This is a genomic window from Nocardia sp. NPDC102475 (genome assembly GCF_055584605.1).
Genome location: NZ_JBVJLS010000002.1, coordinates 164,784 through 191,776 on the forward strand (window position 1 = coordinate 164,784; position 26,993 = coordinate 191,776).

Sequence of the window (26,993 nt, forward strand, 5' to 3'; positions counted from 1 at the left end):
GTCGCCGTCCGTGGTGCGCCCCACCAACTCGCCTGGCATCCACCTACGCAAACAGCGCGGGCACATGCCGGGCTCGGTGGCGACGTCGATGTCCTGAATTTCGGTGCGGCAGTGGGTGCACCACGCCAGCGGCAGCCCTGAGCGCAGGCAGACCGCTACCGCCACGGCCACGGCCGGGCGTGCAGTCCGCGCCACAGTTCTTGCCAGCCCCGCGCGTCCTCTTCGGCCTGCCGTTCGGGGTCGGCTTCGGCTGCGGCCTGGGCTTCGGCAGCGGCTTTCGCCTCAGCTTTGACCCTGCGGTTCTCGGCCGCCTCGTAGTCGAGGAACCAATGGCGCCGACCTTTGTCCACGTCCTCACCGTCGAGGATGTGGACAGGGTCACTGGCCGGCTTGCCGCACGAATCGCCGAAGCCTTCGGCGTCGAGAACCATGACCGCGCAGACCATTCCCGTGTAGGAGGCTTGGAATTCGTGCGCGCCGGGCTCAGTCATGGTCGTAGAACTCCACGGCGAATCCCTCGCGCGTCGCGGTGACCTGCGCTGGGTCGCCGAAGACCTCGTTCAGCGTCACGTCGTGCGCGCCCGAGCCAAGCGCCGAGTTAAGCGCATTGTGAGCGGCTTTGATGTCGTTGCGGATTTCGCCGTTCACGAAGTACCGCCGATCCTTGTAATCGGCCTGCAGCTTGGCCGGGTCCGATTCGTCGACCGACTCGTACCTGTTCGTCCAAGCGTTGTAGCGGCTTGTCTTGTGCTTGTACTCGTGGGTGTCGAAATAGCCGGGCGGGTAGGTGCCGCTGTTGTCGCGGAAACCGTCATCGGATTCACCGCCGGTGCCCTCACCCACGAACTTGACGTAGGCTTCGCCCGTGCCGAATTCGCACGCCTCGCCATCGTTGAAGTAGGGCGTGTACTGCTCCCAACGCACCGCCTCGACCTCGGGGAAGCGGAGCAAGTTGTCCAACGCGATGACGAATTCGACGATCGGCCGCTGCTCTTTCACGTCCTCGCTGCGGCGGTTGATTTCGCCATGGACGGGACGGCCGGCGAAGGTCGTGTTCTTGTCACTCATGCTCGTAGCCTTCGACGTCGAATCCGTCACGGGTGGCGGTCACTTCGGCCGGATCGCCGAAATGCTTGCGCAGGTTGACTTCGTGCGCGCTGTCTTCGATGGCGCCGAGAGCGGCAAGGACTGTGGCAACCAGTTCGTCACTGAGATGCGCGTACTTGCGGGTCTCGCCGTACTTCTCAGCGTGCTCGAGGTCCCACCGAAGGTCCCATGCGGACAGGTAGCCGTCTCCGTCTTCCCCGGAGTTTTCGGCGATACCTTCGAGGCGCACCGCTGCACCGCGTACGCCGAATTCGCAGGCGTCGCCGTCGTTGAAGTACGGCGTGTACTGATGCCACCGCACCGACTGCGCCTCCTCGAACGCGAAAAGCGCGTCGAGGGCTGCGAGGAAATCTTCGATCGGCTTCTGTGTGGTGGGGTTCCGGCCGTAGTGGCTGATTTCGCCGCGAATCGGACGGCCGCCGAGGGTGCTGGTTTTGGCCATGGTCATGCTGGTGTTTCTTCTTTCTCTACTGGTGTTCCGTGCGCTTTGTTCGGGTGCGGCAGTGCGGCGTCCAGAAGTTCTTGGCGCCCAATGAATTTGTTGCGTTTACCGCCCATCCAGACCTTGCATGTCAGGCAGGCCGACCAATCCGCCGGTGACGGCAGCCAGCCCATGTCCTCGACGATGTGGTTTTCGGCGATATCGCGGACGAGGATTTGCATGCCCGCGGTATTGGTGATGGTGCGGCCGAAAACTTCTTGCGCCATCCACGGCCCGTGACTGTTGTGCCGGTACTGCCGGTGGGTGACGTCGCCGACCATGCCTTTGAAGGCATCGATCCACTCGTGGACCTTGATATAGTCTTCGGGCACCCCGCCGAAATGTCGCGCCGAGGCTTGCGCGTGAATCCATGACTGCGCCATCAGTCGACCTCGATATCCAAGCTGCGCTTGATCTTTCGCGCGGCGTCGTCGATAGCCTTTTTGAGAACGTCGTCTTTGGATTCGAAATACGGATAGCCGAGTTGAGGCTTCCTGGCGGCCACGACAACATTGATGACGTCGCCGTTGTCCAATTCGACTCTGATCGCCACCATGGCCATTTACCGTGGCTCCTCGAACTGCGAGGTCAGCCCCAATTCGGTCACCCGGCGAACGGTCATCATCCCGGCGTCGCCCGGGTTGGCCCGGTTGAACGTGACGGCCTCAGACAGGGCTTTGCCGTAGTCCCACCGCAGCGCCTCGACACGCTCGACACCGGTGTCGAATGACACTGCGACCAACGCCCATTCGGGGTAGCTGATGCTCATCGCTGCGCCGCCGCCCAGTCGTCGTGCACCACGTATTCGACGGCCGCGCCGATCGCCAGGGCGTAATACCGGATCGCGGACAGCGGCGGATTCGATTCCAATTGCTCGAAATCCGCGACCCACTGTCGACTGACGCCCAATGCCTTGGCGACGTCGGCTTGGCTCATGCCGGTCGCGGCGCGAGCACCGACCAACGCGATTTTGAAACCGATTTCGGCGTCGGCCAACTGGGCGGCCAGCCGCGCGCCGTCGCGCCGGGCTCGGAGCATTTCACGGATGCGCATAGTCGAACTCCCTGGTGAGTAGGTGGGTGATTGCGGCAATGGCTTGTGGTGGGCAGACCCCGTTGCCGATGATCTTGAGTTGGCTCACACGCGACAGGCCGAGCGCCGGATCGGTGACCCAGTTGTCGGGCCAAAACATCAGCCACTGCGCGAACGCCGCTGAAAGGCGTGGCCGCCCTTGGGTGTTGGGCTCGGTGGGTGACGGAGCCGGACGTGACAGCCGTTCTTGACGCCGGATCGCTGGCTCGTAGTCGCCCCACCGCTGCGAGCCGGCGAGCAAGGCGTAGTCGATGAGTTGCTGCGAATGCCCTTGCCGCCGGTCCGGATGCTGTCCCCCACCGCTGCATTCGGCGGCGCTCGGTGTGGGCAGCAGACTGCCGATGGTTGTCCGCAGGTCAGCGCCGCCTGTGCCGTGCTCGCCTGTGCCGTGCGAGTCGGTCGTACGCGGTGTCGGCAACAGCTGATACACCGCCGAAGGCAACATCAGGTCACCGCCCGAACCTCGTTGATTCGGGCTACCTTTCGAACCGTCGCTTGCCCGGGGCGTGGGCAACAGCGCGCCTTCGGTGTACGCCCTGGCGATACCGCCGAGTAGCAGTTCGTCTACCCGATCGCCGGATCGCGAGACATGGCCGCCGGTGCCGTCCGCGACAGACGGTGTCGGCAGCAGCGTGCCTACGACTCCAGCTGTGCGCCCAGCACTTCCGGCAGAGACCCGTTCCCATCCCGGACGTGCTGGCGAGCCGATGGCGCTGTCATCGAGCCTTTCCCGTCCGAGGCTCGCGGCGTCGGCAGCATCTTCGCTATCGCGTCCGGCAAGTTGTCGTCGCCCGCCGTCCTCGGCCGACCATTGCGCGGATGCCGCACCGACATGCCCTTGTGGTCGCGCGCCGCCGGCGTCGGCAGGGAATGCAAGGATGAACACGCGTTCTCGGCGATGTGCGGCGCCCACGTCGGACGCTCGTATGCTCGTCCATTCCGCGTCGTACCCGATGTCGGAAAGGTCTCCCAATACGGCTCCGATTGCTCGGAGAACACGTCGAGGGTCATCGACTCCCAGATCATCGTCTGCGGATTCCACGTCGCGAATAGCTTTGGCACTCAACAGCCCCTTTACATTTTCGATCAGCACATACCGCGGTCGCAGTGCTTCGATGGCGGAACACATGTGCGACCACAAGCCCGAGCGCGTGCCAGCGCCGAGACCGGCGCGACGACCAGCAGCGGAAACGTCCTGGCACGGAAAGCCGCCAGCTAGCACATCGACCGGTTCCAGTGCGGCCCAGTCGATCCGAGTCACATCACCGAGGTTCGGCACGCCTGGGAAGTGGTAGGCCAATACTTTGGACGCGGCCGGGTCGACTTCGCTGTGCCACACGATCTCCGAATCCGGAAACAGCTGCAGGGCAGCGCGATCCAGCATCCCCGCGCCGGAAAAGAGACTCGCGATTCTCACGGCCATCGTCTTGGCCTTTCTCATTGTCTTTGGCGCGACGCCCAGCGCAGGGAATTGACCACCTACGCCGGGGTCGCGATCCCACGGTCGACGGAAGAAAATGCGCGCGCCGCCGGGGACGAATCGGTTAGAGCGGCCTGCATGCGGTCAGGAACACGCCGAGCAGTACAACCGCGACGATGCACGCGAACACCAAGGCGAGATCCCCCGCCCAGCGAATGCCGGAGTCGCGCGGGATGCGCGGCGGCGTACGCGGCTCGGTCTGCTCGTCGTCGATAACCAACTTGACCCGGCGGCCAGGCCGGAAGACCGAGGCGTCCGCGCCGCGCATCGTGGCTGCGACTTCGATGTGGATCTCGTCGACGTTCGAGATAGTGCCGGTGATGATCCGCATTACCGCGCCTGGTCGGTGCGAGCGCCGTCAGGGAGCAGCCACCGAGTGATCCGCGGCCAAAGCATCGTCACGGGTACCGCGATCGGCCAGAACAGCAGCCCGAAGAAAATCGGGAAGATCAGATAGCCCGACACGTACGTGTGGCCGTATTCCCGCTGATGTCGCTCGTAGTCCTTGGCTGCGAGGTAGCGTGCCGACAGCGCGCCGCACATGAACCATCCCGCGACGATGGCCAGCCCGATCATGACTGCCGACTCAATCGCAACGCCGCTGCGCCGCGAAGCGCTTGCACCACTTCATCTTTGACGCGGTCCGGTGCGTCATTCCACTTGTAGACAGCGGAGTGCGCCGAGGGGTAAGCCTCGAGGTCGAGATAGTCGCACAGCGCCTCGGCGGCCGGCTTGGTCTTCAAGTCCGGGTACTCTTCGCCGGAGCCGATGCCCAACACCACCTCTATCGCGCCGATCGAGCAGTAGCACAGGGGTCCGGGCAGTGCGTCCCAGTGCGGTCGCCAGCGCCCGTCGTCGTCGAGGGTGTCGACCGACGCCCGCATGACACCCCTGGCCAGCTTCGGAGCGGCCTCGATCAGGTCTGCGGCTTCGTCAAGCACTTGGGCTACCGTCTTGGTCATTGGGTTTCAGCTCCTGATAGGCATGACAGCGAATTTCCTTGCGCCGTCAAGGTTTCCGAGGATCGGTCGCGTCGCCCCGGTGAATGTCAAAGTGATCTGGATCTGCGTCCGCCCAACGCCGGCGATAGCCTCAGCCAGATAGGCGGCGTTGACGGTCAGTTCCGGTGGGTCACCGGCCATCTCGACGTCGACGTGCTCGATAGACACGCCTTCGGCTTCACCCGCGGTAATCCGCACCGTGTCCGTGTCGGTCGGCGTCAGCTTCACCAAGTGGTGATCCGACATCGCGCCAGCCCGCTTGAGTGCGGCAACGAGCTCGGCCGCATTCGCGGTCGCGGTGCCGACCGGTGTCGCACCGAAAGGCTTGCGCCACGGTGCGGGCTCGGAGGCGATCGTGGGTATCGTGCGCTCGAGCCCCGGCGCGACAACGGCAAACGTCTTGCCGAGATGTAAGCCGATCGCCTCGGGCGATGAGAGGACCGAAGCGATAGACGCCAAAGGCTTGGCCGGTACCAGCGCCGTTCCGTCGTTGCCGGTCCAGTCGACCGCGTCCCAGTGCACGCGGTAGCCATCGGTGGCGACGATCTGCATGCCGTCGCTGTCCGGATCGACGTGCAGCACGACCCCAGTCAGTTGCTGACGCACATCGTTGCCGTCGTCTTTTAACGCCGCGGCTGCCGCGTACTCCACTGCGGCGGCGAACTCCGCGCCGTTCACGTGGCCGGAAGGCGCGCCGGGCTGCGGCAGTGTCGGAAATTCGTCGGCCGCCATCAGCGGCAGGCCGAAAGATGCTCGGCCCGCGCTGATTTGAAGCATCGTCGAGCCGTCGCCCACGGCCAGCGTCACCGGCTGTTTGGGCAGCAACTTCGCGACCTGCGCCATCAGCCGACCCGAAACCAACGCCTCGCCCGACTCGAACACCTCAGCCTCGGTCCGAACACTGATCGAGGTGTTGTAGTCGTAACCGCGCACGAACAGGGAATCGGCCACGCTGAGCAGCAGTCCGCCGAGGACCGGGTGCACTGGCTTGGCCGGCACGGTGCTCGCTGCAGCCGCGATAGCCGCGGCAAGGTCGGCGTGCGGAATAGTGAGGCGCATCGATCTACGCCCCAGCCGTGGCCGCAGGCGCCGGGTATTGAGCGTCGGCGTCCTTGACCGCCCGCCCCCATGCAATCTCCCCGTCTTGCAGGTCTTGCACGTAGCGAAGCCAGACCAACTCGTCGACATACTTCCAGCCGAACAGCTCCGGAAACCTGCCGTTGATCGTGTCGCTATTGAGTCCGGGGGTGAAAAACTCCGGGGGCACACCGAGTGCGACCAACGCCCGGCCGACGATGCACGCTCCTGCGCCATCGATGACGTACCGGCACCGACCCTTGTGGACGAAATCAGCGTTTTCGCTGGCGATTTCGCGAACCTTCGCGACGACCGCAGACAGGCTTGGTGGTGTGAAATCGAGAGACATCGCGCTCACACCGCCGCTGCGGTCAGTGGGTAGGACTCATCGGCCATCGCTACGGCCGTGCCCCACGGAACCCTGCCGTCCTGTCGCGCCTGGACGCAGCGCAGCCACGTCAGCATGTCGCCCAAGGGCCAGCCGAACAGTTTTGGGATGTCCAGACTGATGGCGCGAGTATTGAGGGTGAGGCCGAATCCGTCCCTGGTGGTGAAGAACGCCGCCGGCACTCCCAGCGCGACCAACGCCCGGCCGACGATGCACGATCCGCTGCCGTCGTCATCGACGTACACGCACGTGGCCCAGCGACCTGTGGTGTACACGAAGTCCGGATTCTCTGCGGCGATCTCGCGAACCTTCGCGACGACATCGGGCAAAGACGGAGGTGTGAAATCGAGGGACATGGCGCTCACTCCATTACCGATGTCAGTGGGAACGCCTCATCGGCCAATGTGACCGCTGTGCCCCACGGCGCCATTTCGTCCTGGTGGTACTGGACTCGCCGGAGCCAGGTCACCTCTCGGCTGTTGGTCCAGCCGAACATCTGCGGGAAATCGTGATTGATCGACTGGCGGTTGAGTACGCCGTAGACGGCATGCCGGGTTGTGAAAAACTCCTTGGGCACGCCCAGCGCGATCAGTGCCCGGCCGACGATGCACCCGCCGGAGTGGCCTCCGACGTACAGGCATCCCGATTCGAACGGGCCGACCCGGTAGACGAAATCCGGGCTGACTGCGGCGATCTCGCGCACTTTCGCGATGACGTCGGACAAGGCCGGCGGGGTGAAACCCAGTGTCGAACTGGGTGATTCGATGGTGGTCATTGTGTTGGCCCTCCTGCGGGCTCGGCCCGGCGTCCCAACTCTTCGGCTAGGACGCCGGCGATGGGCTTACTTCTGCATGGCCTTGAGGGCGGCCTTGGTGGGCTCGGGCAGCGCATCCCATTCGGCCTGCGTCATGCCTTCGGGAGCCGGATCGGTCGGCGCGGCAGTGGTCTTCGCCGATCCACCTGCGCCGCGAGCGATCTTGACTTCGAAAACCTTGACGGTGCCGCTGGCGGTCTTCTCGGTGTGGGTCAACTCGATCGCGATCAAATCGCCCGGCGACGGATCGGCTTTGCGAATAGCCTTCTTGAGCGACACCTGACCGGCGGTGATATTCGCGAACTCACCGGCCGAGTAGGTCGCCTTCTCGCCGTCCTTGTTGTAGGAATCGGCGTCCTCGATCAGCTCCAACTCGAGCAGCGGGCAGGGCTTGCCGTTGAAATCTTCGCCGCCCTCCACCTCGTAGTTGAGCACCTTGGCGACGACCTTCTGACCGCCCTTATTACCCCACCCGATGAAAGCGCCTTTCGGAACGGCGACGTCTTCCCACTGGGTCATTGCGACCTCTTTCTTCGTGTTGTTTGTCCCGCAGTGAAAACGCTGCGTTGCCGTCGATTTAGGGGAGGTTCGGGACGCAGCAACATCTCTGCCGGAAAGGAGACGGCGTCATGGAATGCGCTTGCCCTGGAGGTTGTCGGGTTTGACGCCCCGAACCTCGGGGATAGCTACGGCGATCGAAAGGTCCAGTTCGACCGGCGTCGCAGCTCGAGTGTTTAGCGCTGGCGATTGTTGCGCCGCGAAATGCGGGCTACACGATTACGCTGGCGACGTTTCTGGATCTCGGCGTAGGGAACGGTGCCGCCGTAGATGTGCGCCTGCCGCTGCAGCGCCAATAGTGCGATCTTCAGGTCTCGTGACGGCTCGGTCACTTCGATTCCTCTGCGAGGTGCTTGCGCGCCGCCTCGGCAGCCTTGCGCCAGCCGCCGCGAAGGTAGCCGGCATGAAGCACATTGGCCAGGGCGGCGTCCTTCTCGCGCTGCTCAGCGTCGCGGCGCTTGTTCTCCTCGATGGCCAGCTCGTGTGCGTACAGCTCGGCCACGGCCTCCGTGAAACGAAGGCCGTTCCCTGCGTCGCGCGCATTGATGCGCTCCGCCTCGAGCCTGTCCTGTACAGCAGTCAAGGTGTTGTTGGCGAGTGGGGCATAGACGCTGAAACCGCCGTCACCGATGATGTAGTTGCCTTCCCGGTGAAGGGGCGGCCGGAGGATCTTGGCCTGCTGCACGGTGCCATCGGCGTTCTCGAAGTCAAATTCGTTCATGTCGGTCATTCACTTTCCGTTGGCGTCACCGCAGCAGTGCACGCCGTCGACAGGCTCCTTGCTGAACCACGGGCACCATTCGCAGAATGACGCAGCGGTCGGGAGCAATTTGTATCGTTCGGGGTGATGTTCTACGTCGAGGTCGTAGGCGAGGACGGTGATCTCGTCGATTCTCGTAATCGCGTCCAGCGCGATTTGCGGATTGAACGGCCGCACCCATATCCACGCGTCCGACAGGAATCCGCCGCGAGGGAGTGCGTATATCGCCACTCGCTTGACGTCGTACCCGGCGTTCGCGTAACCAAGGCCATAGGCTTGAAGCTGGACTTCGTACTGTTCGCCGGGGTAATCGGCTTTCTTGTATTTGTTCAGAGCCGTGACGCCGGGGTTTTTCAGGTCGATCACGGTATCGGTATCAGTGTCGTACAAATCGCACTTACCCGGCAAGGACTGGCCGTCGCGAACGAATACTCTCCGCTCCGCAATCCAACGTTCACGACCGACATAGTTGTTCATGAACGGCACAAGCACGTCTTCGAACCAGGTATGCACCGCCCGCCCCGTGACACTTGGCAACGGGTCGGTGTCGACGTTGATTTTCGGTTCCTGCATGATTCCCATGGCGAGCCGCCGCGGGCACGGGTGACCGATCTCGCTGGGGCCTAACGCTTTCTGCTGGCTGCGTTCATCGCCCGCTGCTGCCAGCCGGAACATTTTGTTCAGCTCGCGCAACAGCGTCTGGCCAGGTATGGCCTCTTCCCACACGATGGTCACGTAAGAGCTTTCTGTTCACGGATGGCCGCCCGGTCGCGAACGACTTGGCGTTGAGTGACGTCGAGGCGTCGCGCGATTTCGGCGGCCGAAAATCCGTCGCGGGTCATCGCGGCGACCTGCTCGTGCCGTCGACGTTGTTGACTGGGATTCGCCACTGGCGGGTGTTGGCGGCGCAGTTTTCGGCGCTCAGCAGGTGATGTACCGCCCCATACGCCTTCGCGTTCGTCGTTGTCGAGCGCGAAGTCGAGGCAATCTTTGCGGACGGGGCATAGAGCGCAGATGCTTTTGGCGCCGCGCTCAGAGGCTTCGTCAAAGAACGCGTCGGGGCTGATTTGGCTACGGCATCGTGCGTCGGCGAAGAACGGCGCGGGCTGGACCAGGGTGTTGAACACGTCCCACGTGAGTCCGGTCGTCAAGGTCTGCATCATGGGCAGTTTGGATCGGATCACATGGTCACCGCCTGCCCGGTGACCATGATGGGATGCTCGAACTTCGACATCGGTTCGGGCACAACGAGCATCCACCCGGCGGGAACCGTGGTGAGCGTGACGCCAGACATGCCCATCGCGGTTGCGCGGCGCAGCGCCTTGGCGGCTTCGGCCCACAAGTCGAAGTTGTCGTAGTCGTAGTCCGGCGCCGAGCCGTAGTGCAGCCACACGTCGTACTTCCATTTACCGCGGCCGTTGAACAGATGTCCGCGGCGGAAGTTATTAAGGTCCAGGTCGGGCGCAGCCCGTGTCGTAGCCGGGACCACGTAAACAGGCAGTTTGATCTGGCCGTCTGTCCGTTCACCACAGCCCAGCTTGTGTCCACCCATGCGATGGCACTGGGCGCATTCCTTGCCGGAGGTCGGTGTATCGGTCATGCCGTCGCCACCAATGCGCGGTGCTTCGCCGCCTCGCGCATCCGCTTGGCCCAGCACGCGCTGCACAGCCCGTCGCCGTAGCGTGGCCGAATGCCTTCGGGCGCAGCGTGATTGCGGTACGCGGTCTGCGAGAGCGTCGGATGCCCGCAACTAGAGTTGGTGCACGACACGGTGCGCGTCAACGCTTCTTTCATCTGCAGCGTCTTGGCGTCGCGCGCCGACACGAAGGGCACGTCGAGCAGGTCGGCCAACCGCTGGCGCACGCTGTCCGGAGTGAGCGAGTCGCCCGCGATGGCCATTCCCGCCGCTATAACGCCGACCGTGGTCGGATCGGAGTACGCGACCCGACCACAGTCGATCAGCGCCGGGCAGCCCGCACACTTCGCCTTGGCCTTGCCGTCGCGATCGCCTCGACCCAGCTTCTCGAGTTCCCAATCCGCGGAGTTGCCCCAGCATTTCGCCGCGAAACGCCAGTTGTTGTCAACGGACATCGCGGTCTCCTCGAGGCAAAGTGAGGTTGAGTGGGCATGTCGCAGTCGAGTGCTTGTCACCGCGATAGCGCACGTACACCCATCGGTGGTCGACACCGGTGATCACGCCCTGCTCTCGCCCCTCCCCTTGCGGCTCGCAGTAGGTGACCGACTTCCCTGCGGCGCCGAGAAACTTCCTCAGCGCTTGCTGGTTGATCAAGGTCAACTGCTGGCCGGTGGTCATCACAGCGCACCGCCGACCGCTTCGAGATCCACGGCCGTCTCGTCGTCGAGTGCCTTGGTCTCGTACTGCAGGAAGAGCGGAGACTTGGCCTTGAGAATCGTCGGCGTAAGCCCGTCCGCGCGCACGCAGACGCCTTCGTCGACCAGTTTCTTCGAGCCGGACAGCGGGACAGCCTGGCCGTAGCCTTCGTCGTAGTACCGGCGGTCCAACCAGTCGGACGGGTCAAAAGCCTTGTGCGCCATCTCGGTTAGCACTGGCACTGTCCGTACCCCGAGTTGGGCGCACCACTCGACGAGTTGACCCCACGCGAGATCGGTAGCGATGCCCTGGGGGTTGACCTGCGTGACGCGGTAGACGTACAGCTGCGCCGTGCCTTTGGGGACGTCGTAGGTGTAGTTCTTCTGGAGCGGCGCACCCGCGGAGGTCCACCCGATCAGTTCGCCGTACACCGCGAACCCTTGCGGGACAATGCCGTCGAGCTGGTGGCCGTACTGCGTCCAGATGTCGGACTCGAAGTCATGGTTCTGGTACGGGCTGTTGGCGTCTTTGATGACTTTGCGCGACCCGTACACCATGTCGTATCCCTGTTGCACGACAGGCACTTTCAGTACACGCGAGGCGATCTTGTCGCGCCACGTCGGCCGGCGCTTGACGATCGTGTTGGCGATACGCACCGATATGCCGTGCAACTTCTGGGTGACGACGACGCGCGCATCCGGCGGGATCTTGCGCTCGTTGCCCCGGTAACGCGAGGTGTCGAAATGCATCGGCAAAAACTTGTCGTCGACGCGGACGAATTGAGCTGCGTAGCTGCGGTTCTGCCGTCGCGCCTGCTCCTGCACTGGAAGCTCATACTTCCGGCAGATCGCGTAGCCGTTGAGTTCGTCGAACGTGTCGCCCACCTCGAGGTCATGGGCAACGCCGGTGTAGCCGAGCGAGGTCAGCGGCAGAAACAGCGCGTCGGAGCGGTGTCCGCGCAACTTCAACGCCCTCACCCGCCGGTTGTCGCTGAGATACCCGGCGACATCGGTGTCAGCGTTGAGCTTGTCGTCGCGGTGCAGGTTGTTCAGCCGCGCGAACTCTTCACTCAGCTGGGTCTCCGCAGTGAAGACCACACCGACATCGCCGGGCTTCTGGTCGTTGGAGACGATCGCCTGGAATCCGAGCACGGGCGCGCCTTTGATGTTGTCGCAGCCTTCGAGGGCATTGACCGCGGACAAGCGGACGACGACGGCCGCGTAGTTCGCGTTTGCCGGTGGCTTGAGATTCATGCCGTCACCGCCGCATTCTTGTCGGCCAGTGCCACGGCGGCGCCCCAAGGCTGGCCATCGTCTTGACAGACTTGGACGGTGCGCAACCAGTCGGTCTCGTCGCGACGCTCGGAAATCTCCAGCCGCAGGAACAGATCGCCGACCGGGCTGTATCGCGCATGCATTGCTATTAGCGCGGCCGAGACTCCCACCGCGACAACCGCTTTGCCGACGATGCACGAACCGACCCACTCGCCTGCATCGTCCCTCTCGACGTTGGCGCACCGCCCACTGTCGGCGAACGGGTAGACGTAATCTGGTGACTCGGCGGCGAGTTCGCGCACTTTCGCGACGACATCGGCCGAGGTGAATGTGTAGCTCATGCCGTCACCGCCAATACCTTCTCGTCGGCCCAGGCGACTGCCGCGCCCCATGGTGCCCGGTTGTCCTGCGCGGCCTGGACGTTGTGAATCCAGCGGCAATCGGATTGCGCACCCTCGATGTTGAATCCCTCAAGGAGGCCGTACGCGCCCCTCGACTTCATATCTTTCTCGAGGATGGCTTCAGTCGAAATGCCCAGGTCGACAACGGCTTTGCCGACGATGCACGAACCAACCCATTGGCCGTTGTCGTCCAACTCGATGTTGTGGCACAGCGTGTTCGGGTAGATGAAATCTGGTGACGCGGCGGCGATTTCGCGAATCTTGGCGATCACGTCAGCCGCTGTGAACGTTGCTGTCTCGGTGGTCACGGGTGTTCCACCCCCACCTGATCGGCGAGGGCGTTGACTGCCTGCGCGAACTGGATGCCGGCGTTCTGGATGCCGGACTCGACCGCGGCGGCAACCTGGGTTGCCAGATCCGGTGCGGGCATCGGTGCGGGGATCGCCTGCAGACGACCCGGGGCAACCGTGAAGGGCCGCGCCGCGTCTTGGACGAGCGGCGCGGCGGCTGCCTGCAGCGGTGCTACCTGGCCGGACTCCAATGCCTGGATCAACGGCTGAATGTCCTGCGCGGACGGCAGCGGGCCAGCGATGACAGGCGGCAGCGGCGCGATAGGTGCGGCCGGAATCCCGGTCGGCGAATTCTGCGGGATGTTCGGGTTCGGGCTCGGCTCGGGCACAAAGTACTGCTGCCCCTCGGCGAGGCCGTCAGCTTCACCCGGCGCGTAATAGTGCCAGCCAGTCAGGTAGCCCTGTACATCCAAGCCGAAGCGGACCGGATCGGACCACGGTGCGGGCGAAGTGCCGATCACGTCGTACTCGTGAACGACGGAGACGGTGTTGGGACCGAGCACGCGCGGGCCGGGAGCCGAGGTGCCGGGATAGATGCCCGGGATCGCGGATAGCACACCGCCGTTGGCTCGCGGATCTCCGTACAGCACAACATGGTCGGCCTGGTCGGAGACGTTGCCCGCGACTTCCGCGCCGAGCGAATGCCCGATCATCGTGACTGTGCCGTCAGGGCATTCGCTGCGGTACTTCGCGATCTCGGCCGATGCCCGAGCTTCGCCGTCCGCGACCGACGCGTCCAGCGTGTATGGACCTTCGGGCCACACGCTCGATTCGTAGTCGAGGCTTTCAGTGCGGTTGCCTTGCGCGGCGGCGACTTCGAGGTGACGCATGATGACCGTGGTGCCGCCTTCGCGCTCCATGGCCCGCTCCTGCGAGCCGCCGATGCCCAGGACGAACGGGCGGCAGTCGGGACCATCGGCTTTCGCGATCGGGGCGTCCGCGGTGACGCCGTAGCCGCCGGCGAATGCGACGGCCAGCCCGAGCGGCGCGGCGACGTGCTTTTTGATGCTCATGTGAATCCGTTTTCTATCGGGGTTACTGGTCGCGTCAGCGCCAGAGAATGAGGGGTAGGTATATGGCTGTGGCCAAGGCGATTCCGGTCGTCACGCCCGCGAGGCGGTCGCGCAGGCCGTGCCGATTCGGTCGTCGCGCCGCAAAACAGGCAAGGAAAGTCGCCTTCGAACCAGTCGAAAGGGTGATGGCGTCCGGCCAGGCAATACAGGCGTTGACGCCAGTACTCGACACGGTCTGCGAGAGTGGGCTTTTCGGTGCACTGCTCGAGGTAGGCGTGGATCTGGGAGCCGTACAAGGCGGCCTGCTCGCTGTACCGGGCCAAGGCGTCGTCACTCATCGACTCGCCCGTACTCTTTGTCGGCCGACTCGACGGCGTCACGCCATGTTTCGCCGCCGTCCTGAAAGCGCTGCGCCTCGTACAGCCATGCGACGGTGGGGTTTTCCTGCATGTCGTCGCTGATCGTGTAGCCGAGGACGCTGGTCAGTGCCTTGTAGATATCGGAGTCGTCTGCGGCGTCGGCTTCGGCGAGCCGATCGAAGGGGACACCGAGATTGACCATCGCCTGACCGAGCAGGCACGAGCCGACGAGTTCGCCAGCTTTGTTGCGCTCGACGTACACGCATCCCCCGTCGCGCACGGGGTAGATGAAATCGGGCCGGTCGGCGGCGAGATGCCTTGCCTCCCTGACAATCTCGACTGGTTCGGGGAAACCTTCTGGTGCGACAGACTTTTCGGGCATGGCGAATACACCTCTCGGAAAGGTTTGGTTAAGGGGGGTGTGCGCGTGTCGATTACGCGACGCGCCGGAGATTGTGCAGCCGGTTTAGGCTCGCGGACCTTCGTTTAGGCGATACCCGCCATTAGCGAGCGATCGCCTCGGGGGTGATCTTGTTCGACTCGAGTGTGGCGAGTAGCGCGGCGCTGCGGGAGGCGGTGAGCACAGCCTCTTGCCATGCCTCGACAGACTTGTCCATGTGGGCCTTCATGATGTCGACCCACTGTTGATCCTGTTCAGCAATGGTTTTCGCGGAGGCGAGCGCGGGCTGACGCTCAGTGGGAGGACTAGAGGGCATCGGCACGTCCTAAAGTTCGTTGATGTGTCCTATGCGACAGATCGTAACGATGCGACGGCTCGAATTGCAAGGAGATCGGTAGCAGAAAATGTGGCCCCGGTTACCCTGCGGCGAACGCGACATCGGCGGTAGTGTTATGTATTCTCTGTGCGTCGCATCGCTACGTTTCGTTGCATCGCAGGATATGAGCCAGTTACTGTTGGACCCATGACCAAGGGCACAGGAACGGAAGATGCGGCGGCAGCAGCGTCCAAGACGACTGCCCCGCGGCCTGGCGATTGGGCCGAATTTATCGAGTCCATTTTGGAACAGCCTGGGTTCCAGGACGCTGCGGCGCTCGCGCGAGTGACCGGCGTGTCCGCCTCAACCATCAGTTCATGGAAACGCGGCGCAACGAAACCCGCTGCGCCGCCGGGGCTTCGCCAACTCGTAGATGCCACAGGGCACACAATGAAAGAGGCGCTGATCGCGGCGGGCATCGTCACGCCCGAAGAGATGGACGAGCCCGTACCCGAGCGTCGGACATCGCTGAGCGCCTACTCTGACGCGGAGATCATGCAAGAGGCACAGCGCCGGATGCAGCAGCATATCGAGTCCGCCCGCAGCCACGGCCGCTAAGCACCCGGCCGTAGACACAAAAAGAGCCGTCCCAGACAGCGTCTGGGGTGCCGGTCTCGAACTCGGGGAGATATAAGAGGCCGACCAATGGCCGCCGTCGTCACGCAACGGGAGCCCGGCGGCGAACTCCCGGACCGACATACGACCGAAGTTTGCGCCACTGCACGATAGGCAGACTGATAACAACTTCTGGAGGTTTGCTGACCGGCCGTTTGGCATCGCCGCTTAGCCTGCGCCAGGTTCGGCCTGGGGGAATCAGCGGAGGCCCAACGATCGGTCGCTTGATGTCCTGCTTGCTTTGCGCCGGATTCGATCTGGTTGCCATGCGGCAACATTAACTGCCCCATATGGGGTGCGTAAGGGGCTCTTGTGGGCAACACATGGGGACTGCGTGGGCAACACGTGGGGGACTGCGTGGGCAACACGTGGGTGGACGCGTTGCCCACGAACCGGCTCGTAGCGCCGTCAGACATGCGGCAACCATGTGCCAGCTACTGACATTGCCGCCGACTTTCGGGGTGTTTTCAGAGGGCCGTCAGTGCGACATGTTCGCGCCGGATATCCCCACTAGAGACGGCGACGAGGTCTTCCCCGTCTTCGAGCGGCATCGCGAAAAACCGCATCCCGTGGTGTGGTTCGCCGAGCTCGGTGGCATCGACCTCGATTAATCGCCGTGTCGTCTCGATCGCGATGCCGGGCCGGTCCTCGGCTACCCGGACGGTAACGGTCTCCGGGAACCCGTCGCGCCGACCGGTGCAATACCTCAGTTGCTCGCCGGGCTCGCGCATTCCGCCGATGCCACCGGAGTGCAGTTGGCCCGCACCGTTGGTGACCTCGATGAAGGTCATCAAAAAATCACCATCCTCCGGCCAGCCCATGAGGTCGGCTTCTGGGGGTCGCCGTGCGTCGCACCAGACTTGCCAGCTGTATTCGCCGTGGGAGCCGACCGGCGTGACCGGCTCCCAGCCTTGATCGCGGAGGGTCATTTATGGATTGTCACACACGGGTAACCGGAGATCGAGACCCGGCCGGTAGGGTCCCACCACCCAGCGCAGATCCGCGTGCCATCCGAGAATCCTCCGGTCGGCCCGTAGCTGTCCCGGTAGACGCCGCTGCTTTTCGCGCCGGGCTGCGTCACCTCACTATTGAACCTTTTGGCCTGACCGTCTGGCCCGACGACGATGTAGTACGCCTGCACCTGGCCCTCGCCGCCGGGGCTGGCGTAGGTGGTGACGACTTTGCCGACAACCAAACCGGTGCCGATCACCGTGAGGCTGACCGGACCGTCTTGTTTCGCTGCATCGGCAGAGGCCGTGGTGGCAGCGAAGGCGGTGAGCGCCGCAGCTGCAGCCGCGACAGCGACAGCGCGGTTGAGTCGAGAAATGTTGTAGTGCACGGGATTTCCCCCTTTGGTGTGTTCCGATATTTACTATTTTGGGTTGATCACGGTTCGAGGTACAGACGTTCGCTAGGAAGTCGTGGCAGTCCGCTGGTATCGCCAAGGTCGACCGTGACGGCATCGACGTAGTGCTGCGCTTGGTGCTCCTGCATGAAAATCAACGCCGCCGTCGTACAGCAGGCGTAGTCGAGTCGAAGGCCGTGCAGGAAAACGCTCAGATGAACGTCCGGATCGTGGGGTAGCGGTGAAAGGTCGCGTTGCACAGGGATTTGCAAGCTCATGGTTCCTCGATGTCGCGAACACTGGTCGGCTGAATCGTGATTGCGTCGTCTTTATCCAGCTCGGCATCCGAGTCGGAGACCCAGCCGTCCTCGTCAACCGGCATCACCGAGCCGTCCGCGCGCTGGTAGAGCGGAGCACTGTCGACGGGAGCTAGGTCGAGCTTGAAATGGGTTTCCTCGTGAAACGCGTTGAGTAATGCCCGCACGACTGGGGCTATTTCCGACCCACGTTGCCGCTCAACCTCATTCATGACGAGGTTCCCGCGCTCGGTCGGGGCTCGTGCAGGCCACGAATCTGTGAGGCGTGACCAAGTCACACGCCACAGCGATAGCCCGCACTCGGCTGTAGAAGTGGGCCATGCTGGGCGCGATGACCGCGACAGCTCCTTTGCTGCGTGCTGTCCCCACAATCAGTGTGGTCGGCATGAATGTGTCGTCGCCGAGAGTCACTAGCCCGGTGAGGGTGTAGCCGCGTCGCTGTGCCAACTCGGTGATGACTCGCTCATCCCGCAACAGGTGCGGGCCGCTCACATCGAGCGAGAGAACGCCAATCGCTTTGGCGGGCAGAGGGTTTGCGTTCATGACTGCTGCGCTGGAATTGATATGCGCGTGTAGAAATCGGGCATCAAGTCGGGGGTGTCGTCCACAACCCGCACGCCGATCCACGGACACCGCGCGGACGAGAGCAGAATGCCGTCATGGTCGGCGATCCGACCATCAACGATGGGAACCAAGCCCGAGCACAACCGATCCGGACACCTGACCGACCGCAGCTCGCTGGTTTTAGGGTCGAATGTCCCGATCCCGCACATCGACAACTTGATCCACGGCTCGCACTCACATTCAGACATGAGCAGCCCACCGTTTCACCGGGCGATACAGACCCGAGCACGCCCGGATCGCATCGACCACCACAAGCCCGGACGGCCGGAACGTGCAGCGCGGCGGTTCGATCCAGCGTCGGAACCGTGTGCCCTGGTCGGCTGGCGATGGCAACGCGACGGTACCGCCTGTTCGTACGACCTGGACATCGAGGCGGAACATCTCGGCGAACAGACGATCGTCATCGGGGATGTCCGGCCTGATAAGGAATGTCCACCGGTTCTCGCGCGGATGGGACGACACCGGGCCGAGGTCTGAACCACGTTGCTGCATTTGGATTTTCACCGACTGCCCGAGTTGGGCGGGCATGGTCAGCGCCCATACGTGGTCGACCTTCATCACGATGCGCCCGAGCTGCGGCGGGTCGACGTTCGCGGGCAGATCACACACCCGCCTGTAGAAGTGGCAGCGCGACGACGGTGTATCGCCAAAAGGTGTGTGGTCCATCGGTTTAGACCTCTGTGTCGGTTTGTTCGGTGTGGGTTTGCTCGGATGGCAATTCGCGTAGGCCGTCGTTCAAGCGCTCAAGCACATCGGGACGGCGGTCAACCGGGTACGGGATGGGCGGGCCAACGAATTGCGGGCGGTGCGGTAGTTCTGAGTTCAACGCGTAACCCCTCCGTGCGACGGCTAAGGTGCGCCCGGTGCTCCTGGAAAAACGGTCCAAGATGGGGAAGTAAGGACGGTTGCCTCTCCGGGCGCTCAATAAGCACAACACTGGAACCCGTGAGGCGTACCCTGAACTGGGTTACCCACTCACAACTCACCCAAAGGCGCAGAGCGTTCCCCGGTGAGGTGCAACGCATCGCCCAGTCAGGTGTCACCCATCACCCAGTACGGGCGACGAGCAGAGAAGAGAGACACGATGGTGGACAGCGGTTCAACACTGCCGCGGCGACAACTCGGCAAGTACTTGCACGATGCGCGATCGGCCCTGAGCATGTCGCAAGAGTCGGTAGCGCAGTTGGCCGATATCAGTTCATCGGTGCTGCAACGACTGGAGAAGGGCGAGCCGACCCGATTGAAGGTTCGCGACCTCCAAGCGTTATGCGAGGTCTTGGAGATGCCGGAAGACACCACCACGGCTATGGTCGGCCTGCTGCGCCAAGCTGCCGAAAAGAGTTGGTGGCACGTATACGGCGATCTCATCCCAGCCAACTTCGATGTGTACGTTGGTTTCGAAGCCGCCGCACACAAGCTGACGATGTACCAGCCAGCGTTGGTGCCGGGGTTGCTACAGACACCCGACTACGCGCGCGCCCTCATCCAGGCGGTAAACCCATCCGCAGGCGAGGACGAGCACACTCGACGCCTGGAACTCCGGCTGAAACGCCAAGCCATTGTCACGAGAAAGCGCCAAGCTGTCAGCCTCGACGTCGTTCTGCACGAGGCGGCCTTGCGGAGCAACGTCGGCGGCCCGGAAGCGATGGCCGCGCAACTCCGGCATCTGGCCGAGATCGGCAAGCTTCCCAACGTGTCAATCCGGGTGCTCCCTTTCTCATCGGGCGCGCCGGTTGGCGATCCTGTCGGACAGTTCGCGATCCTCGAGTTCGGCGAGGACACCAAGGGCGAACCGGTGTGGCCGCCAGTGGTCTACCTGGAGACGTTCATCGGGTGCATGTACCTGGAAAAACCGGATAACGTTCAGCGGTACGATCGAGTGCATCAGGTTCTCCAACAGGCTTCGTTGGACGAAACAGCAAGTAGGAGCCTGCTGCGGCAGGTAGCGAAGGAGTACGCCGAGTGACCAGCGATTTGTCCGGTGCGAAGTGGTTCAAGAGCCGCCGCAGTGGTGACAAGGCGGATTGTGTGGAAGTCGCCCACCTTGACAACGGCAGGGTCGGCGTTCGCGACTCCAAGAACCCGACCGGCCCCGCGCTCGTGTTCACCCCGGCCGAGTGGGATGCTTTCACCGCCGGCGTGAACGATGGCGAGTTCGATCGGCCGTAGAGCCGCACAAGCACCAACCGAAAACTGCCCCGTTCCGCTGGTCGCGGAACGGGGCAGTTCTTTTGCGCCGCAAGGGGTTTCGACTGTCTAGTTGCTCATCCGGATAGGGTGTGTCGGTAATCGGGTGTCGGGTTTGTTCAGCGGCAGCCGGTCCCGCTGGATCAGCCGGTTGATGGCACGGTTACTTGACGCGGCACGAGCGGAGCCACTGCGGCCCCGCGCGGGGTTTCGCGGGAGGAAATGGCTAACGGCTTGGCGGCGGCGTGAAGCCATCCGGCCACTTCGTGTCGTCGTTGTAGCGAACGCCGGTCAGGTTCGCGCCGGTGAGGTTCGCGCGGCCCAGCCGTGCACCGCTTAGGTCCGCGCCGGTCAGGTCAGGTCCGGGCATATTCGGGCCGGTATGGTCCGCGCCGCTCAGGTTCGCGTTGGTCAGGTTCGCGCCGCTCAGGTTTGCGCCGCCCAGATGTGCGCCGCTCAGGTTCGCGTTGGCCAGGTCCGCGCCGCTCAGGTCCGCGCCGCTCAGGTCCGCAATGACCAGCTGTGCCTCGCTCAGGTCCGCGCCGCTCAGGTCCGCGTCGATCAGGCCCGCGCCGCTCAGCTCTGCTGCCCACAGGTATGTTGCGCTTGCGCCGCCCAGGAACGCGCCGCTCAGGAACGCGCCGCTCAGACGCGCGCCGCTCAGGTCCGCAAACATCAGGTCCGTGCCGCTCAGCTGCGCGCCGCTCAGGTCCGCGCCGCTCAGGTTCGCAGTGCGCAGGTATGCGCCGAGCAGTTTCGCAGACATCAGTTTCGCAGACATCAGGTTCGCGTGGGTCAGGTCCGCGTCGCTCAGGTTCGCGCCGACAAGGCAGGAGTTCGAAAGGTCGATCCAATTGGGGCCGTCGTGGCTGCTGTCACGGCGACCGATCACAGTGACAGCAGCCTGGACATCTACCGCGATCGCTTTTGCGTCGGGCACATTCGGTTGCGAGCACGGAGGGCCCACGGGAGCGTGCGTACGGATGTAGGAACCAAGGACCTCGAACACGGTGGGATGATCCGCCGAGGAGTCGCGGGCAAGCCGCTCCAAGGCATAGATGCCGCCTAACCGAACGTCGGTCTTGTCGGAGCCGAGGTGCTCGATCGCTTTGCCGAACCGATCGGTGATCTGCCCTTGCTCGGAAAGGCCGTACTGATTTTGGGTTGCGTGCAAGGATTGGCCGGTAAACCACAGCGCCGCCACAGCCACTGCAGCGGTGGCCACTGAGGCGACCTTGGGCCAGCCGTCCCACAGAAACACTCCACCTACGCGTCGCGCTAGCCGCCTCCACAATCGCTGGGGTGCTGGCGTCGCACGAAGACCAGGCACTGATCGCCCAGCCAGACTGCGGCGAAGACCGAGAACCTGAGCGGTCCGCGGGCGGCGCGGAACCGGGGAGCCGGAGGCGGAACTCATGCCGTCATCATGCCGGTGACAGTCGAGGTCTCTTGGGACCTTTGCGTTGCCGCATCAAGTAACCATGCATCAACCGGCTGATCAGCGGGACCAGCTGCCGCTGAACAAACCCGACACCCGATTACCGACACACCCTGTATGGATGAGGCACTAGTTAGTAGCCCTGTTCGAGGCCCGTGAAGGCTACCGCCAATCAGCTAGACGGCTAGCGCCCGGGAATCGGCACTAGCCGCCACATGTACCAACGGCGAAGCGGTATCTCAGGTCTCTCCGTCTTGAAAATCATCTCTCGCTCACGGCCGGTTTTATAGTCGCGAAGCGTCAGCGTCTCCCGGTAGAAGTCCTCTGGCTTCACTTCGGTGTTCCAAGTCTTCTCGAAGTCCGGGTTGGTGCGACACCGTTGGTAGATCCGATTCAGCACGAAGTCGTCGACGATCCCCGCGCCCATCGTCCTGAGCGCGAACGTCGACAAATGCCGGTTCGCGACGAGGTCCGGCATCACCATCGCGGCCCTCGGGTCCGTCCACATCCATTCAAGCCCGTTCATCCCCGCTTTCAGGCCGGGAAAAGCTTCTTCGTACTCAGCTGTGACCGCGTATAACTCCTGGTCGGGTTGGGATAAGAGCGCAGCAGGGTACTTGTGGCTGTGGAGGTCAACTAGATCGAGCGGAAACGGGACGGTCGGCAAGGTCCCGACGAACCGCTGAATGAATCTGGGCATCGTGAGGTCAACGATGTGATCCCAGTACACGGGGGGCACTCTCAACGCCTCGAAGAGGCTCGGCATCACGTCGTAGCTCGGGAACTTTCCCGCCTCGATGGTTTTGATGAGGCTCACCGAGATGCCCGCTTTCTTTGCCAGATCTTCGCGGGTCAACCCTTCACCCATCCTCCGCTCACGGAGGTACCGGCATAGCCCTAGTCCCTGAACATCCACAGTAACTGCCTACCACTCCTCATCGTCGAACAACTGTTCGAAGTTTATCGCCCTCGCCGGTGGGTAACGTGTTCCATTTTTCTCGGTTAGAACATGTAAGCCAGCCTGTGTCAATACCTGAAACAGCTAAGATTCGTATCCATCCAAGTTGTTGACGTGTCGTCTAGCGGCTCCCACGATGTGAGTATCGACGCAGAAACAGCAGGGTTACAGGAGGTTTGCAGGGATGCCGAAATGAGACGTATCGACCGCTAGGCAGCGCGGCTTGGTTCCGTAGATGCTGCCGACAGGCGCAAGGCGAGATCATCCGACCGGCCCGACGTATTTACGGTCAGATCCCCCAAATCGACGGTGCAAACATGGGTTGATTATCGCTAGACTACCCTCAGAATCGAACATATGTTCGAACATTGGCGTAGAAGAACTCACCCATTAGCGCGCGGCGCGGCGGGACAGGTCGAGCGGGGTCGACACCCACCGGGCTGACACGCGGCAACGCCCGGGAGGGGGCATCAATCAACATGACCAACGGACTGCACTTCCTGCTCAACACCATGAAGTGGCACAAGGGCAAAGGATGTTCGGACGACGAAATCTCGTGGCTGTCCAGCTTGGCAGGGAAGGAGTTTTTCGAGCTGGCCACATGGGTGCAACAGCTGCTGGAGTGATGAGCGAAGCGTTAGTCGTCGCTGTTCGACGTGTCCGGCGCACCCAAGAACATGGCCAGCCTGATCGCGTCCTGAGCTTCGGTTCGCTCGGCCAGCACTTGCGCTGCGCGCGCGAGCAGAGGCAACAGTTCGACTGGAAACGGATTGTCGTTGAAGTCCCCCGCCACCGCTACCACGTTGTCTTGCAGGATGAGGTGCCCGCGGTGTTCACCCAACCATGCCGTGACGACGACTCGGCCGCTGTCGTCCCGCTCGACACTGGATTCGACATTGGCCTGCGCCATGGCTATCTCCTAACCCGCTGCCCGCTGGGGCGAGAATACACCGCCGAGCGACATACGAGTGAGCACCGCTCTCCGTCTGGAGTCGCCTCCTCCGCCGCTGTGGAGCTGTGGAGGTGGAAAAACCTCCACAGCGCTTTTTCGCGCCGTCTCACGCGTGATACGAAAAGATACTTAGTTAGTTAGTCTAAGCATCGTTTTGACCTGCACTGCTAGCTTTTGCAAGCGCAGTCGCAAAATGAGACTCTTTACCAACTTTTTACTTTCGGCCCATTTCTCTCTCTCGCGGTCCTCCACACCTCCACACCTCCACACGCCCTAAAACTGGCACTGGCGTACCGTAACAGCGGCACGCCTTCCCTTCTCGCGGTGCTTCGTGCGATATTGGCCAGGGCCGCATTCGCGGGGGTCTCAACATCAATCAGGCGGTAACCCAATGCATTTCCGAACCATCGCCGTCGCCATCGGTATTGCGCTGGCCGCGGCAGGCTGCGACATGTCCTCGGCCCAAGCTGAAGGCGATTTTCGAGCCGCGCTCGAGCGCGACAATGTGCAGCCGCACGACCATGCGCTGAACAGATACCAGCTCGGCCAACGGGTCTGCTCCGACTTGGACGCCAACCCGAACGTCGCGCTTGAGTACTACCGAATCTCGCAGCTGCGTGACGGTGCCGCACCGATGTTCAGCGGGGCTGATGGAACTGCCTTTGTCGATGACGCCGTCGCGACACTGTGCCCGTCGCACAAGAAGTAGTCGTAGAACGCGAAAAAGCCCCGCCCTCCGGCGATCCGGAGAGCGGGGCGTTGTGTGCCGCGCGGAGGCTATTGCGAGTCGATTTGCACGAAAGTCGTTGTCGCGGTGAGGTTGACGCCGCCGGTGCTGACGGATTTGGCGTACATCGCGATCGTGTCTCCAGCCGACACTGACACACCGTTGATGCCGGGGTTAAGCGTCGCGCTGGTCGCGGTCGATGACGCGCTGCTGATCTGCGCGCCGTTGCGATAGATGTACGCCGTGACCGTCTGGGCACCAAAGTTGCTGCCGTACACGGCATTCGACGTAATGTTGATGACTCCGGCCCGGTCGACGACGAGGGCGTTCGACGTGATGGTGGTCGCAGGGTAACCGCCGTCTGCTGCGAACGGCGTGGCCTGGGCAGCGGTCGTAGTCGTGGAGTACGACGAGGACAGGTTCATCCGCTGCGACGACGGCTTGAGAGCGGCGGCGCGGGCGACGAACATTAGAGGTACACCCCGATCACGTCGCAGTACAGCCGCGCGCCGGGTGTCGTGCCGAGCGCCGTCACATTGACTTGCAGGAAGGTCCCTGCCGTGATGCTCCAAGGCCCGGTGAGGGTGGTCTTGGCGCCCGCTGAGGTCGCGGTCAGCGTGGTCGAACCGCTGCTGATCGCGGAGCCTGTGGCCGCGTTCGTGGTGTTGCTGTACAGCGCAATCGTGTTCGAGCCCGACGCATCGGCGGTACCCACGCGGAACTGGACGGCAAAGATCTTGGCGTCCTGGTCGAAGTAGATGCCTTCGGGCATATCGCCGTAGCCGCTCGCGCGGGTACTCGACTGGACGAGCCATGTGAATTTGCAGGGGCTGCCAGCTTCTTGGTTGTACCAAATCGCCGCGGCCGACGCGTATTCGAGCGTTGCCACAGCGAACTGCCCGACCAGCTTGAGTTGCGTCGTCCCGGACACGTTGATTACGTCCGAGCCGCCCGAGGCGATGGTCACGGCGTTCGCCGAGGTGTCGACCTTCATCACCGTGACGCGTGTGCCGTTCGCTGGGGTCGTCGGCAGAGTGACCGTGAACGCACCGCCGCTGGACGAGCACGGCACGAAATCGCCCGCAACCGCTGTGTAAGCCGAGGTTTTCGACGCCTGCATTGCCACGGTGCCGCCAGCGTTCGCCGCCGCGGTCTGGACGAACGCGGTCGATGCCGCCTGCGTGGTGTTGGTGCCCGCCGATGCCGTTGGGACGGTCGGTGTACCGGTCAATGCCGGCGAGGCCAGCGGAGCGAACGACGTGGCGACGAACGCGGTAGACGCTATCTGCGTGGTGCTGGTGCCCGCTGTGGCTGTGGGCGTGGTTGGCGTGCCGGTCAGCGCCGGGGAGGCGAGCGGTGCGTATCGGCCGTCGAGGGAGACCAGGTCGTTTGCGTAGCCGACATACCAAATCGCCGATGACGCAGTGTATTGCAGCACCACCGAACTGTTTTTGAGCGCGACAGAAATGCTGGTCGCACCCGACGCGACGTTGAACACGTCCGAGCCGCCGCGGTTGATCGTTACGGCGTTCGCCGAGGTGTCGACCTTCTCGACGACGATTCGCGCCTTGTCGGCCGGGGCCGTAGGCAAGGTGATCGCGAACGCGCCGCCGGAGGCATCACACGGCACCCAATCCCCTACCGCCGCGGTGTAGGCCGAGGTTTTGACGGCGGTCGGCGTGAGCTTGTCGACCTTGCCCGGCACCGCGGGAGCGGCGGCCGTACCGCCGAGGTCTCCCGCCAACTGCACGATGCCTTTACTCGAGGACGTTGCATCGGCCGCTGCGGGCCCGGTGATGTTCGCGACCGAGGAACCCCACGCCCCAGCGGCTTTCGGACCGTAGACCGCGCCGTTGGACGTGTTCAAGTACATGTCGCCGTTGTTACCCAAGCCGCTGGACGGGACACCAGAACCGGTCAACCACGTCGAACTCGCCCCGGTTGAGCCAGTGGCGCCGGTCGGGCCGAGCAGTGAGCCCTGAGAGGTCCAAGTGCTGCCGTTGTACGAGTAGTACGTGCCGTTGGCGGTGTTGAGGTAGAAGTCCCCGGCGATCGCACCCGCGACCGTGCCGGGCGCACCGCTGCCGGTGAACCAGTCACTACCTCGGGTCCCGGTCGCGCCTGTAGCCCCGGACGGACCTTTCAGCGAGCCCTGGGAGACCCAGACTCCAGACTGGAGCTGATAGACGTTGCCTGTGCCACTGTTGTCCAGGTACAGGTCCCCGTCCATCGAGCTGGCGATCGTGCCGGGCGCACCCGTACCGGTCCACCAATGCCCTTCAGGGAGAACCAGACTCAGAACTTGGCTCGGCGCGGTACCGGTGATCGTGGCCGACGCCGGAGCACCTGTTACAACCGTTCCGATACTCAGTGAGTTCGCCGGGCCCGTGGGTCCGATGCCGCCGTTAGGTCCGATCGGACCTGCGAGGTTGAAGCCTTGGCCCACGCTCGGCCAGACGGTCCCGGACCAGACGTACAGAAGGTTGTCGGACTGGCAGATGTACGCCTTGCCCGCGTCGGAAAGGGTAAACGTCGCAGGCAGATTCGCGTACGTCGAGACCCAGCCG

General features: G+C 63.3%; 44 protein-coding genes. 5 read left to right on the forward strand and 39 right to left on the reverse strand.

What is annotated here, in order from left to right:
* Positions 1 to 155: 155 nt before the first annotated feature.
* The 29 genes from ACZ60G_RS03800 to ACZ60G_RS03940 all read right to left on the reverse strand — a co-directional run bounded on the left by ACZ60G_RS03800 (position 156) and on the right by ACZ60G_RS03940 (position 15,203).
* Positions 156 to 491, reverse strand: a complete 336-nt coding sequence (locus ACZ60G_RS03800) for a hypothetical protein (RefSeq protein ID WP_465807023.1) — start codon at positions 489 to 491, stop codon at positions 156 to 158.
* Positions 484 to 1,098 carry a hypothetical protein gene (locus tag ACZ60G_RS03805; protein ID WP_465807025.1) on the reverse strand — a complete coding sequence of 205 codons (615 nt, stop codon included), beginning with the start codon at positions 1,096 to 1,098 and terminating at the stop codon, positions 484 to 486. The genes ACZ60G_RS03800 and ACZ60G_RS03805 overlap by 8 nt, the downstream gene beginning before the upstream one ends.
* On the reverse strand, positions 1,061 to 1,555 hold the full coding sequence (locus ACZ60G_RS03810; protein ID WP_465807027.1) for a hypothetical protein: 495 nt from the start codon (positions 1,553 to 1,555) through the stop codon (positions 1,061 to 1,063). Before ACZ60G_RS03810 ends, ACZ60G_RS03805 begins: the two co-directional genes overlap by 38 nt.
* Positions 1,552 to 1,971, reverse strand: a complete 420-nt coding sequence (locus ACZ60G_RS03815; protein WP_465807029.1) for a DUF6915 family protein — start codon at positions 1,969 to 1,971, stop codon at positions 1,552 to 1,554. The genes ACZ60G_RS03810 and ACZ60G_RS03815 overlap by 4 nt, the downstream gene beginning before the upstream one ends.
* Positions 1,971 to 2,150: a hypothetical protein gene (locus ACZ60G_RS03820; RefSeq protein ID WP_465807031.1), complete on the reverse strand. Its 180-nt coding sequence runs from the start codon at positions 2,148 to 2,150 to the stop codon at positions 1,971 to 1,973. The genes ACZ60G_RS03815 and ACZ60G_RS03820 overlap by 1 nt, the downstream gene beginning before the upstream one ends.
* The gene (locus ACZ60G_RS03825) at positions 2,151 to 2,357 is read right to left on the reverse strand and encodes a hypothetical protein (protein ID WP_465807033.1); all 207 of its coding nucleotides are present in this window, start codon (positions 2,355 to 2,357) and stop codon (positions 2,151 to 2,153) included.
* Positions 2,354 to 2,641 carry a helix-turn-helix transcriptional regulator gene (locus ACZ60G_RS03830; RefSeq protein WP_465807035.1) on the reverse strand — a complete coding sequence of 96 codons (288 nt, stop codon included), beginning with the start codon at positions 2,639 to 2,641 and terminating at the stop codon, positions 2,354 to 2,356. The genes ACZ60G_RS03825 and ACZ60G_RS03830 overlap by 4 nt, the downstream gene beginning before the upstream one ends.
* Entirely contained in the window at positions 2,628 to 4,103 is a 1,476-nt protein-coding gene (locus ACZ60G_RS03835) for a DNA cytosine methyltransferase (protein ID WP_465807037.1), read from the reverse strand. The genes ACZ60G_RS03830 and ACZ60G_RS03835 overlap by 14 nt, the downstream gene beginning before the upstream one ends.
* A 121-nt stretch (positions 4,104 to 4,224) precedes the next feature.
* A complete protein-coding gene (locus tag ACZ60G_RS03840; RefSeq protein ID WP_465807038.1) occupies positions 4,225 to 4,491 on the reverse strand; it encodes a hypothetical protein in 267 nt (88 codons plus the stop codon).
* On the reverse strand, positions 4,491 to 4,736 hold the full coding sequence (locus ACZ60G_RS03845) for a hypothetical protein (protein WP_465807039.1): 246 nt from the start codon (positions 4,734 to 4,736) through the stop codon (positions 4,491 to 4,493). Before ACZ60G_RS03845 ends, ACZ60G_RS03840 begins: the two co-directional genes overlap by 1 nt.
* A complete protein-coding gene (locus ACZ60G_RS03850; RefSeq protein WP_465807040.1) occupies positions 4,733 to 5,122 on the reverse strand; it encodes a DUF6197 family protein in 390 nt (129 codons plus the stop codon). The genes ACZ60G_RS03845 and ACZ60G_RS03850 overlap by 4 nt, the downstream gene beginning before the upstream one ends.
* A 6-nt stretch (positions 5,123 to 5,128) precedes the next feature.
* Positions 5,129 to 6,220 carry a DNA polymerase III subunit beta gene (locus tag ACZ60G_RS03855; RefSeq protein WP_465807614.1) on the reverse strand — a complete coding sequence of 364 codons (1,092 nt, stop codon included), beginning with the start codon at positions 6,218 to 6,220 and terminating at the stop codon, positions 5,129 to 5,131.
* A 4-nt stretch (positions 6,221 to 6,224) separates the two neighbouring features.
* A complete protein-coding gene (locus ACZ60G_RS03860) occupies positions 6,225 to 6,587 on the reverse strand; it encodes a hypothetical protein (protein WP_465807041.1) in 363 nt (120 codons plus the stop codon).
* Positions 6,588 to 6,592: 5 nt separating this feature from the next.
* On the reverse strand, positions 6,593 to 6,982 hold the full coding sequence (locus tag ACZ60G_RS03865; RefSeq protein WP_465807042.1) for a hypothetical protein: 390 nt from the start codon (positions 6,980 to 6,982) through the stop codon (positions 6,593 to 6,595).
* 5 nt (positions 6,983 to 6,987) lie between these two features.
* Positions 6,988 to 7,401: a hypothetical protein gene (locus tag ACZ60G_RS03870; protein ID WP_465807043.1), complete on the reverse strand. Its 414-nt coding sequence runs from the start codon at positions 7,399 to 7,401 to the stop codon at positions 6,988 to 6,990.
* Positions 7,402 to 7,467: 66 nt separating this feature from the next.
* Positions 7,468 to 7,959 (reverse strand): hypothetical protein, encoded by a 492-nt coding sequence (locus tag ACZ60G_RS03875; protein WP_465807045.1) that lies wholly within the window; start codon positions 7,957 to 7,959, stop codon positions 7,468 to 7,470.
* A gap of 215 nt (positions 7,960 to 8,174) precedes the next feature.
* Complete coding sequence (locus ACZ60G_RS03880; RefSeq protein ID WP_465807047.1) at positions 8,175 to 8,330, reverse strand: hypothetical protein; 156 nt, start codon at positions 8,328 to 8,330, stop codon at positions 8,175 to 8,177.
* Entirely contained in the window at positions 8,327 to 8,728 is a 402-nt protein-coding gene (locus tag ACZ60G_RS03885) for a hypothetical protein (RefSeq protein WP_465807049.1), read from the reverse strand. Before ACZ60G_RS03885 ends, ACZ60G_RS03880 begins: the two co-directional genes overlap by 4 nt.
* The gene (locus tag ACZ60G_RS03890; RefSeq protein ID WP_465807051.1) at positions 8,729 to 9,493 is read right to left on the reverse strand and encodes a hypothetical protein; all 765 of its coding nucleotides are present in this window, start codon (positions 9,491 to 9,493) and stop codon (positions 8,729 to 8,731) included. It lies immediately after the preceding gene.
* Entirely contained in the window at positions 9,490 to 9,921 is a 432-nt protein-coding gene (locus ACZ60G_RS03895; RefSeq protein ID WP_465807053.1) for a WhiB family transcriptional regulator, read from the reverse strand. Before ACZ60G_RS03895 ends, ACZ60G_RS03890 begins: the two co-directional genes overlap by 4 nt.
* A gap of 17 nt (positions 9,922 to 9,938) precedes the next feature.
* On the reverse strand, positions 9,939 to 10,358 hold the full coding sequence (locus ACZ60G_RS03900) for a hypothetical protein (RefSeq protein WP_465807054.1): 420 nt from the start codon (positions 10,356 to 10,358) through the stop codon (positions 9,939 to 9,941).
* A complete protein-coding gene (locus tag ACZ60G_RS03905; RefSeq protein ID WP_465807056.1) occupies positions 10,355 to 10,849 on the reverse strand; it encodes a hypothetical protein in 495 nt (164 codons plus the stop codon). Before ACZ60G_RS03905 ends, ACZ60G_RS03900 begins: the two co-directional genes overlap by 4 nt.
* Complete coding sequence (locus ACZ60G_RS03910; protein ID WP_465807058.1) at positions 10,839 to 11,072, reverse strand: hypothetical protein; 234 nt, start codon at positions 11,070 to 11,072, stop codon at positions 10,839 to 10,841. Before ACZ60G_RS03910 ends, ACZ60G_RS03905 begins: the two co-directional genes overlap by 11 nt.
* Entirely contained in the window at positions 11,072 to 12,292 is a 1,221-nt protein-coding gene (locus tag ACZ60G_RS03915) for an RNA ligase family protein (RefSeq protein ID WP_465807060.1), read from the reverse strand. The genes ACZ60G_RS03910 and ACZ60G_RS03915 overlap by 1 nt, the downstream gene beginning before the upstream one ends.
* A 47-nt stretch (positions 12,293 to 12,339) precedes the next feature.
* Complete coding sequence (locus ACZ60G_RS03920; RefSeq protein ID WP_465807061.1) at positions 12,340 to 12,705, reverse strand: hypothetical protein; 366 nt, start codon at positions 12,703 to 12,705, stop codon at positions 12,340 to 12,342.
* On the reverse strand, positions 12,702 to 13,073 hold the full coding sequence (locus ACZ60G_RS03925; RefSeq protein ID WP_465807062.1) for a hypothetical protein: 372 nt from the start codon (positions 13,071 to 13,073) through the stop codon (positions 12,702 to 12,704). The genes ACZ60G_RS03920 and ACZ60G_RS03925 overlap by 4 nt, the downstream gene beginning before the upstream one ends.
* Positions 13,070 to 14,128, reverse strand: a complete 1,059-nt coding sequence (locus ACZ60G_RS03930; RefSeq protein ID WP_465807064.1) for a lipase family protein — start codon at positions 14,126 to 14,128, stop codon at positions 13,070 to 13,072. Before ACZ60G_RS03930 ends, ACZ60G_RS03925 begins: the two co-directional genes overlap by 4 nt.
* Positions 14,129 to 14,458: 330 nt before the next feature.
* Positions 14,459 to 14,869: a hypothetical protein gene (locus ACZ60G_RS03935; protein ID WP_465807066.1), complete on the reverse strand. Its 411-nt coding sequence runs from the start codon at positions 14,867 to 14,869 to the stop codon at positions 14,459 to 14,461.
* A gap of 121 nt (positions 14,870 to 14,990) precedes the next feature.
* A complete protein-coding gene (locus ACZ60G_RS03940) occupies positions 14,991 to 15,203 on the reverse strand; it encodes a hypothetical protein (RefSeq protein ID WP_465807067.1) in 213 nt (70 codons plus the stop codon).
* 207 nt (positions 15,204 to 15,410) lie between these two features.
* On the opposite strand from ACZ60G_RS03940, the gene ACZ60G_RS03945 reads away from it, so the two are divergent.
* Positions 15,411 to 15,821 carry a hypothetical protein gene (locus ACZ60G_RS03945; RefSeq protein WP_465807069.1) on the forward strand — a complete coding sequence of 137 codons (411 nt, stop codon included), beginning with the start codon at positions 15,411 to 15,413 and terminating at the stop codon, positions 15,819 to 15,821.
* 524 nt (positions 15,822 to 16,345) lie between these two features.
* On the opposite strand, the gene ACZ60G_RS03950 is transcribed toward ACZ60G_RS03945, so the two are convergent.
* From ACZ60G_RS03950 to ACZ60G_RS03970, 5 genes are all read right to left on the reverse strand, one after another.
* Entirely contained in the window at positions 16,346 to 16,807 is a 462-nt protein-coding gene (locus ACZ60G_RS03950) for a hypothetical protein (protein WP_465807071.1), read from the reverse strand.
* Positions 16,804 to 17,217 carry a hypothetical protein gene (locus ACZ60G_RS03955; RefSeq protein ID WP_465807073.1) on the reverse strand — a complete coding sequence of 138 codons (414 nt, stop codon included), beginning with the start codon at positions 17,215 to 17,217 and terminating at the stop codon, positions 16,804 to 16,806. Before ACZ60G_RS03955 ends, ACZ60G_RS03950 begins: the two co-directional genes overlap by 4 nt.
* Positions 17,218 to 17,264: 47 nt before the next feature.
* On the reverse strand, positions 17,265 to 17,501 hold the full coding sequence (locus ACZ60G_RS03960; protein ID WP_465807074.1) for a hypothetical protein: 237 nt from the start codon (positions 17,499 to 17,501) through the stop codon (positions 17,265 to 17,267).
* Entirely contained in the window at positions 17,498 to 17,752 is a 255-nt protein-coding gene (locus ACZ60G_RS03965; RefSeq protein WP_465807076.1) for a hypothetical protein, read from the reverse strand. Before ACZ60G_RS03965 ends, ACZ60G_RS03960 begins: the two co-directional genes overlap by 4 nt.
* A 592-nt stretch (positions 17,753 to 18,344) precedes the next feature.
* Complete coding sequence (locus ACZ60G_RS03970; protein WP_465807078.1) at positions 18,345 to 18,830, reverse strand: DNA-directed RNA polymerase subunit beta; 486 nt, start codon at positions 18,828 to 18,830, stop codon at positions 18,345 to 18,347.
* Positions 18,831 to 19,248: 418 nt separating this feature from the next.
* Between ACZ60G_RS03970 and ACZ60G_RS03975 the strand changes: the two genes are divergently transcribed.
* Positions 19,249 to 20,130: a helix-turn-helix domain-containing protein gene (locus ACZ60G_RS03975; RefSeq protein ID WP_465807080.1), complete on the forward strand. Its 882-nt coding sequence runs from the start codon at positions 19,249 to 19,251 to the stop codon at positions 20,128 to 20,130.
* Positions 20,127 to 20,333: a DUF397 domain-containing protein gene (locus ACZ60G_RS03980; protein ID WP_465807082.1), complete on the forward strand. Its 207-nt coding sequence runs from the start codon at positions 20,127 to 20,129 to the stop codon at positions 20,331 to 20,333. Before ACZ60G_RS03975 ends, ACZ60G_RS03980 begins: the two co-directional genes overlap by 4 nt.
* 244 nt (positions 20,334 to 20,577) lie before the next feature.
* Here ACZ60G_RS03980 and ACZ60G_RS03985 read toward each other — a convergent pair whose 3' ends face one another.
* Together ACZ60G_RS03985 and ACZ60G_RS03990 are read right to left on the reverse strand one after the other, a co-directional pair.
* Positions 20,578 to 21,612, reverse strand: a complete 1,035-nt coding sequence (locus tag ACZ60G_RS03985; protein WP_465807084.1) for a pentapeptide repeat-containing protein — start codon at positions 21,610 to 21,612, stop codon at positions 20,578 to 20,580.
* A gap of 361 nt (positions 21,613 to 21,973) precedes the next feature.
* Positions 21,974 to 22,705 carry a helix-turn-helix domain-containing protein gene (locus tag ACZ60G_RS03990; RefSeq protein WP_465807086.1) on the reverse strand — a complete coding sequence of 244 codons (732 nt, stop codon included), beginning with the start codon at positions 22,703 to 22,705 and terminating at the stop codon, positions 21,974 to 21,976.
* A gap of 521 nt (positions 22,706 to 23,226) precedes the next feature.
* Between ACZ60G_RS03990 and ACZ60G_RS03995 the strand changes: the two genes are divergently transcribed.
* Positions 23,227 to 23,373 (forward strand): hypothetical protein, encoded by a 147-nt coding sequence (locus tag ACZ60G_RS03995; RefSeq protein WP_465807088.1) that lies wholly within the window; start codon positions 23,227 to 23,229, stop codon positions 23,371 to 23,373.
* A gap of 11 nt (positions 23,374 to 23,384) precedes the next feature.
* On the opposite strand, the gene ACZ60G_RS04000 is transcribed toward ACZ60G_RS03995, so the two are convergent.
* Positions 23,385 to 23,657 (reverse strand): hypothetical protein, encoded by a 273-nt coding sequence (locus ACZ60G_RS04000; protein ID WP_465807090.1) that lies wholly within the window; start codon positions 23,655 to 23,657, stop codon positions 23,385 to 23,387.
* A gap of 433 nt (positions 23,658 to 24,090) precedes the next feature.
* On the opposite strand from ACZ60G_RS04000, the gene ACZ60G_RS04005 reads away from it, so the two are divergent.
* Positions 24,091 to 24,408 (forward strand): DUF732 domain-containing protein, encoded by a 318-nt coding sequence (locus ACZ60G_RS04005; RefSeq protein ID WP_465807091.1) that lies wholly within the window; start codon positions 24,091 to 24,093, stop codon positions 24,406 to 24,408.
* 68 nt (positions 24,409 to 24,476) lie between these two features.
* On the opposite strand, the gene ACZ60G_RS04010 is transcribed toward ACZ60G_RS04005, so the two are convergent.
* Together ACZ60G_RS04010 and ACZ60G_RS04015 are read right to left on the reverse strand one after the other, a co-directional pair.
* Positions 24,477 to 24,896: a hypothetical protein gene (locus tag ACZ60G_RS04010; protein ID WP_465807093.1), complete on the reverse strand. Its 420-nt coding sequence runs from the start codon at positions 24,894 to 24,896 to the stop codon at positions 24,477 to 24,479.
* A complete protein-coding gene (locus ACZ60G_RS04015; protein WP_465807095.1) occupies positions 24,896 to 26,656 on the reverse strand; it encodes a hypothetical protein in 1,761 nt (586 codons plus the stop codon). The genes ACZ60G_RS04010 and ACZ60G_RS04015 overlap by 1 nt, the downstream gene beginning before the upstream one ends.
* Between the last annotated feature and the right edge of the window lie 337 nt (positions 26,657 to 26,993).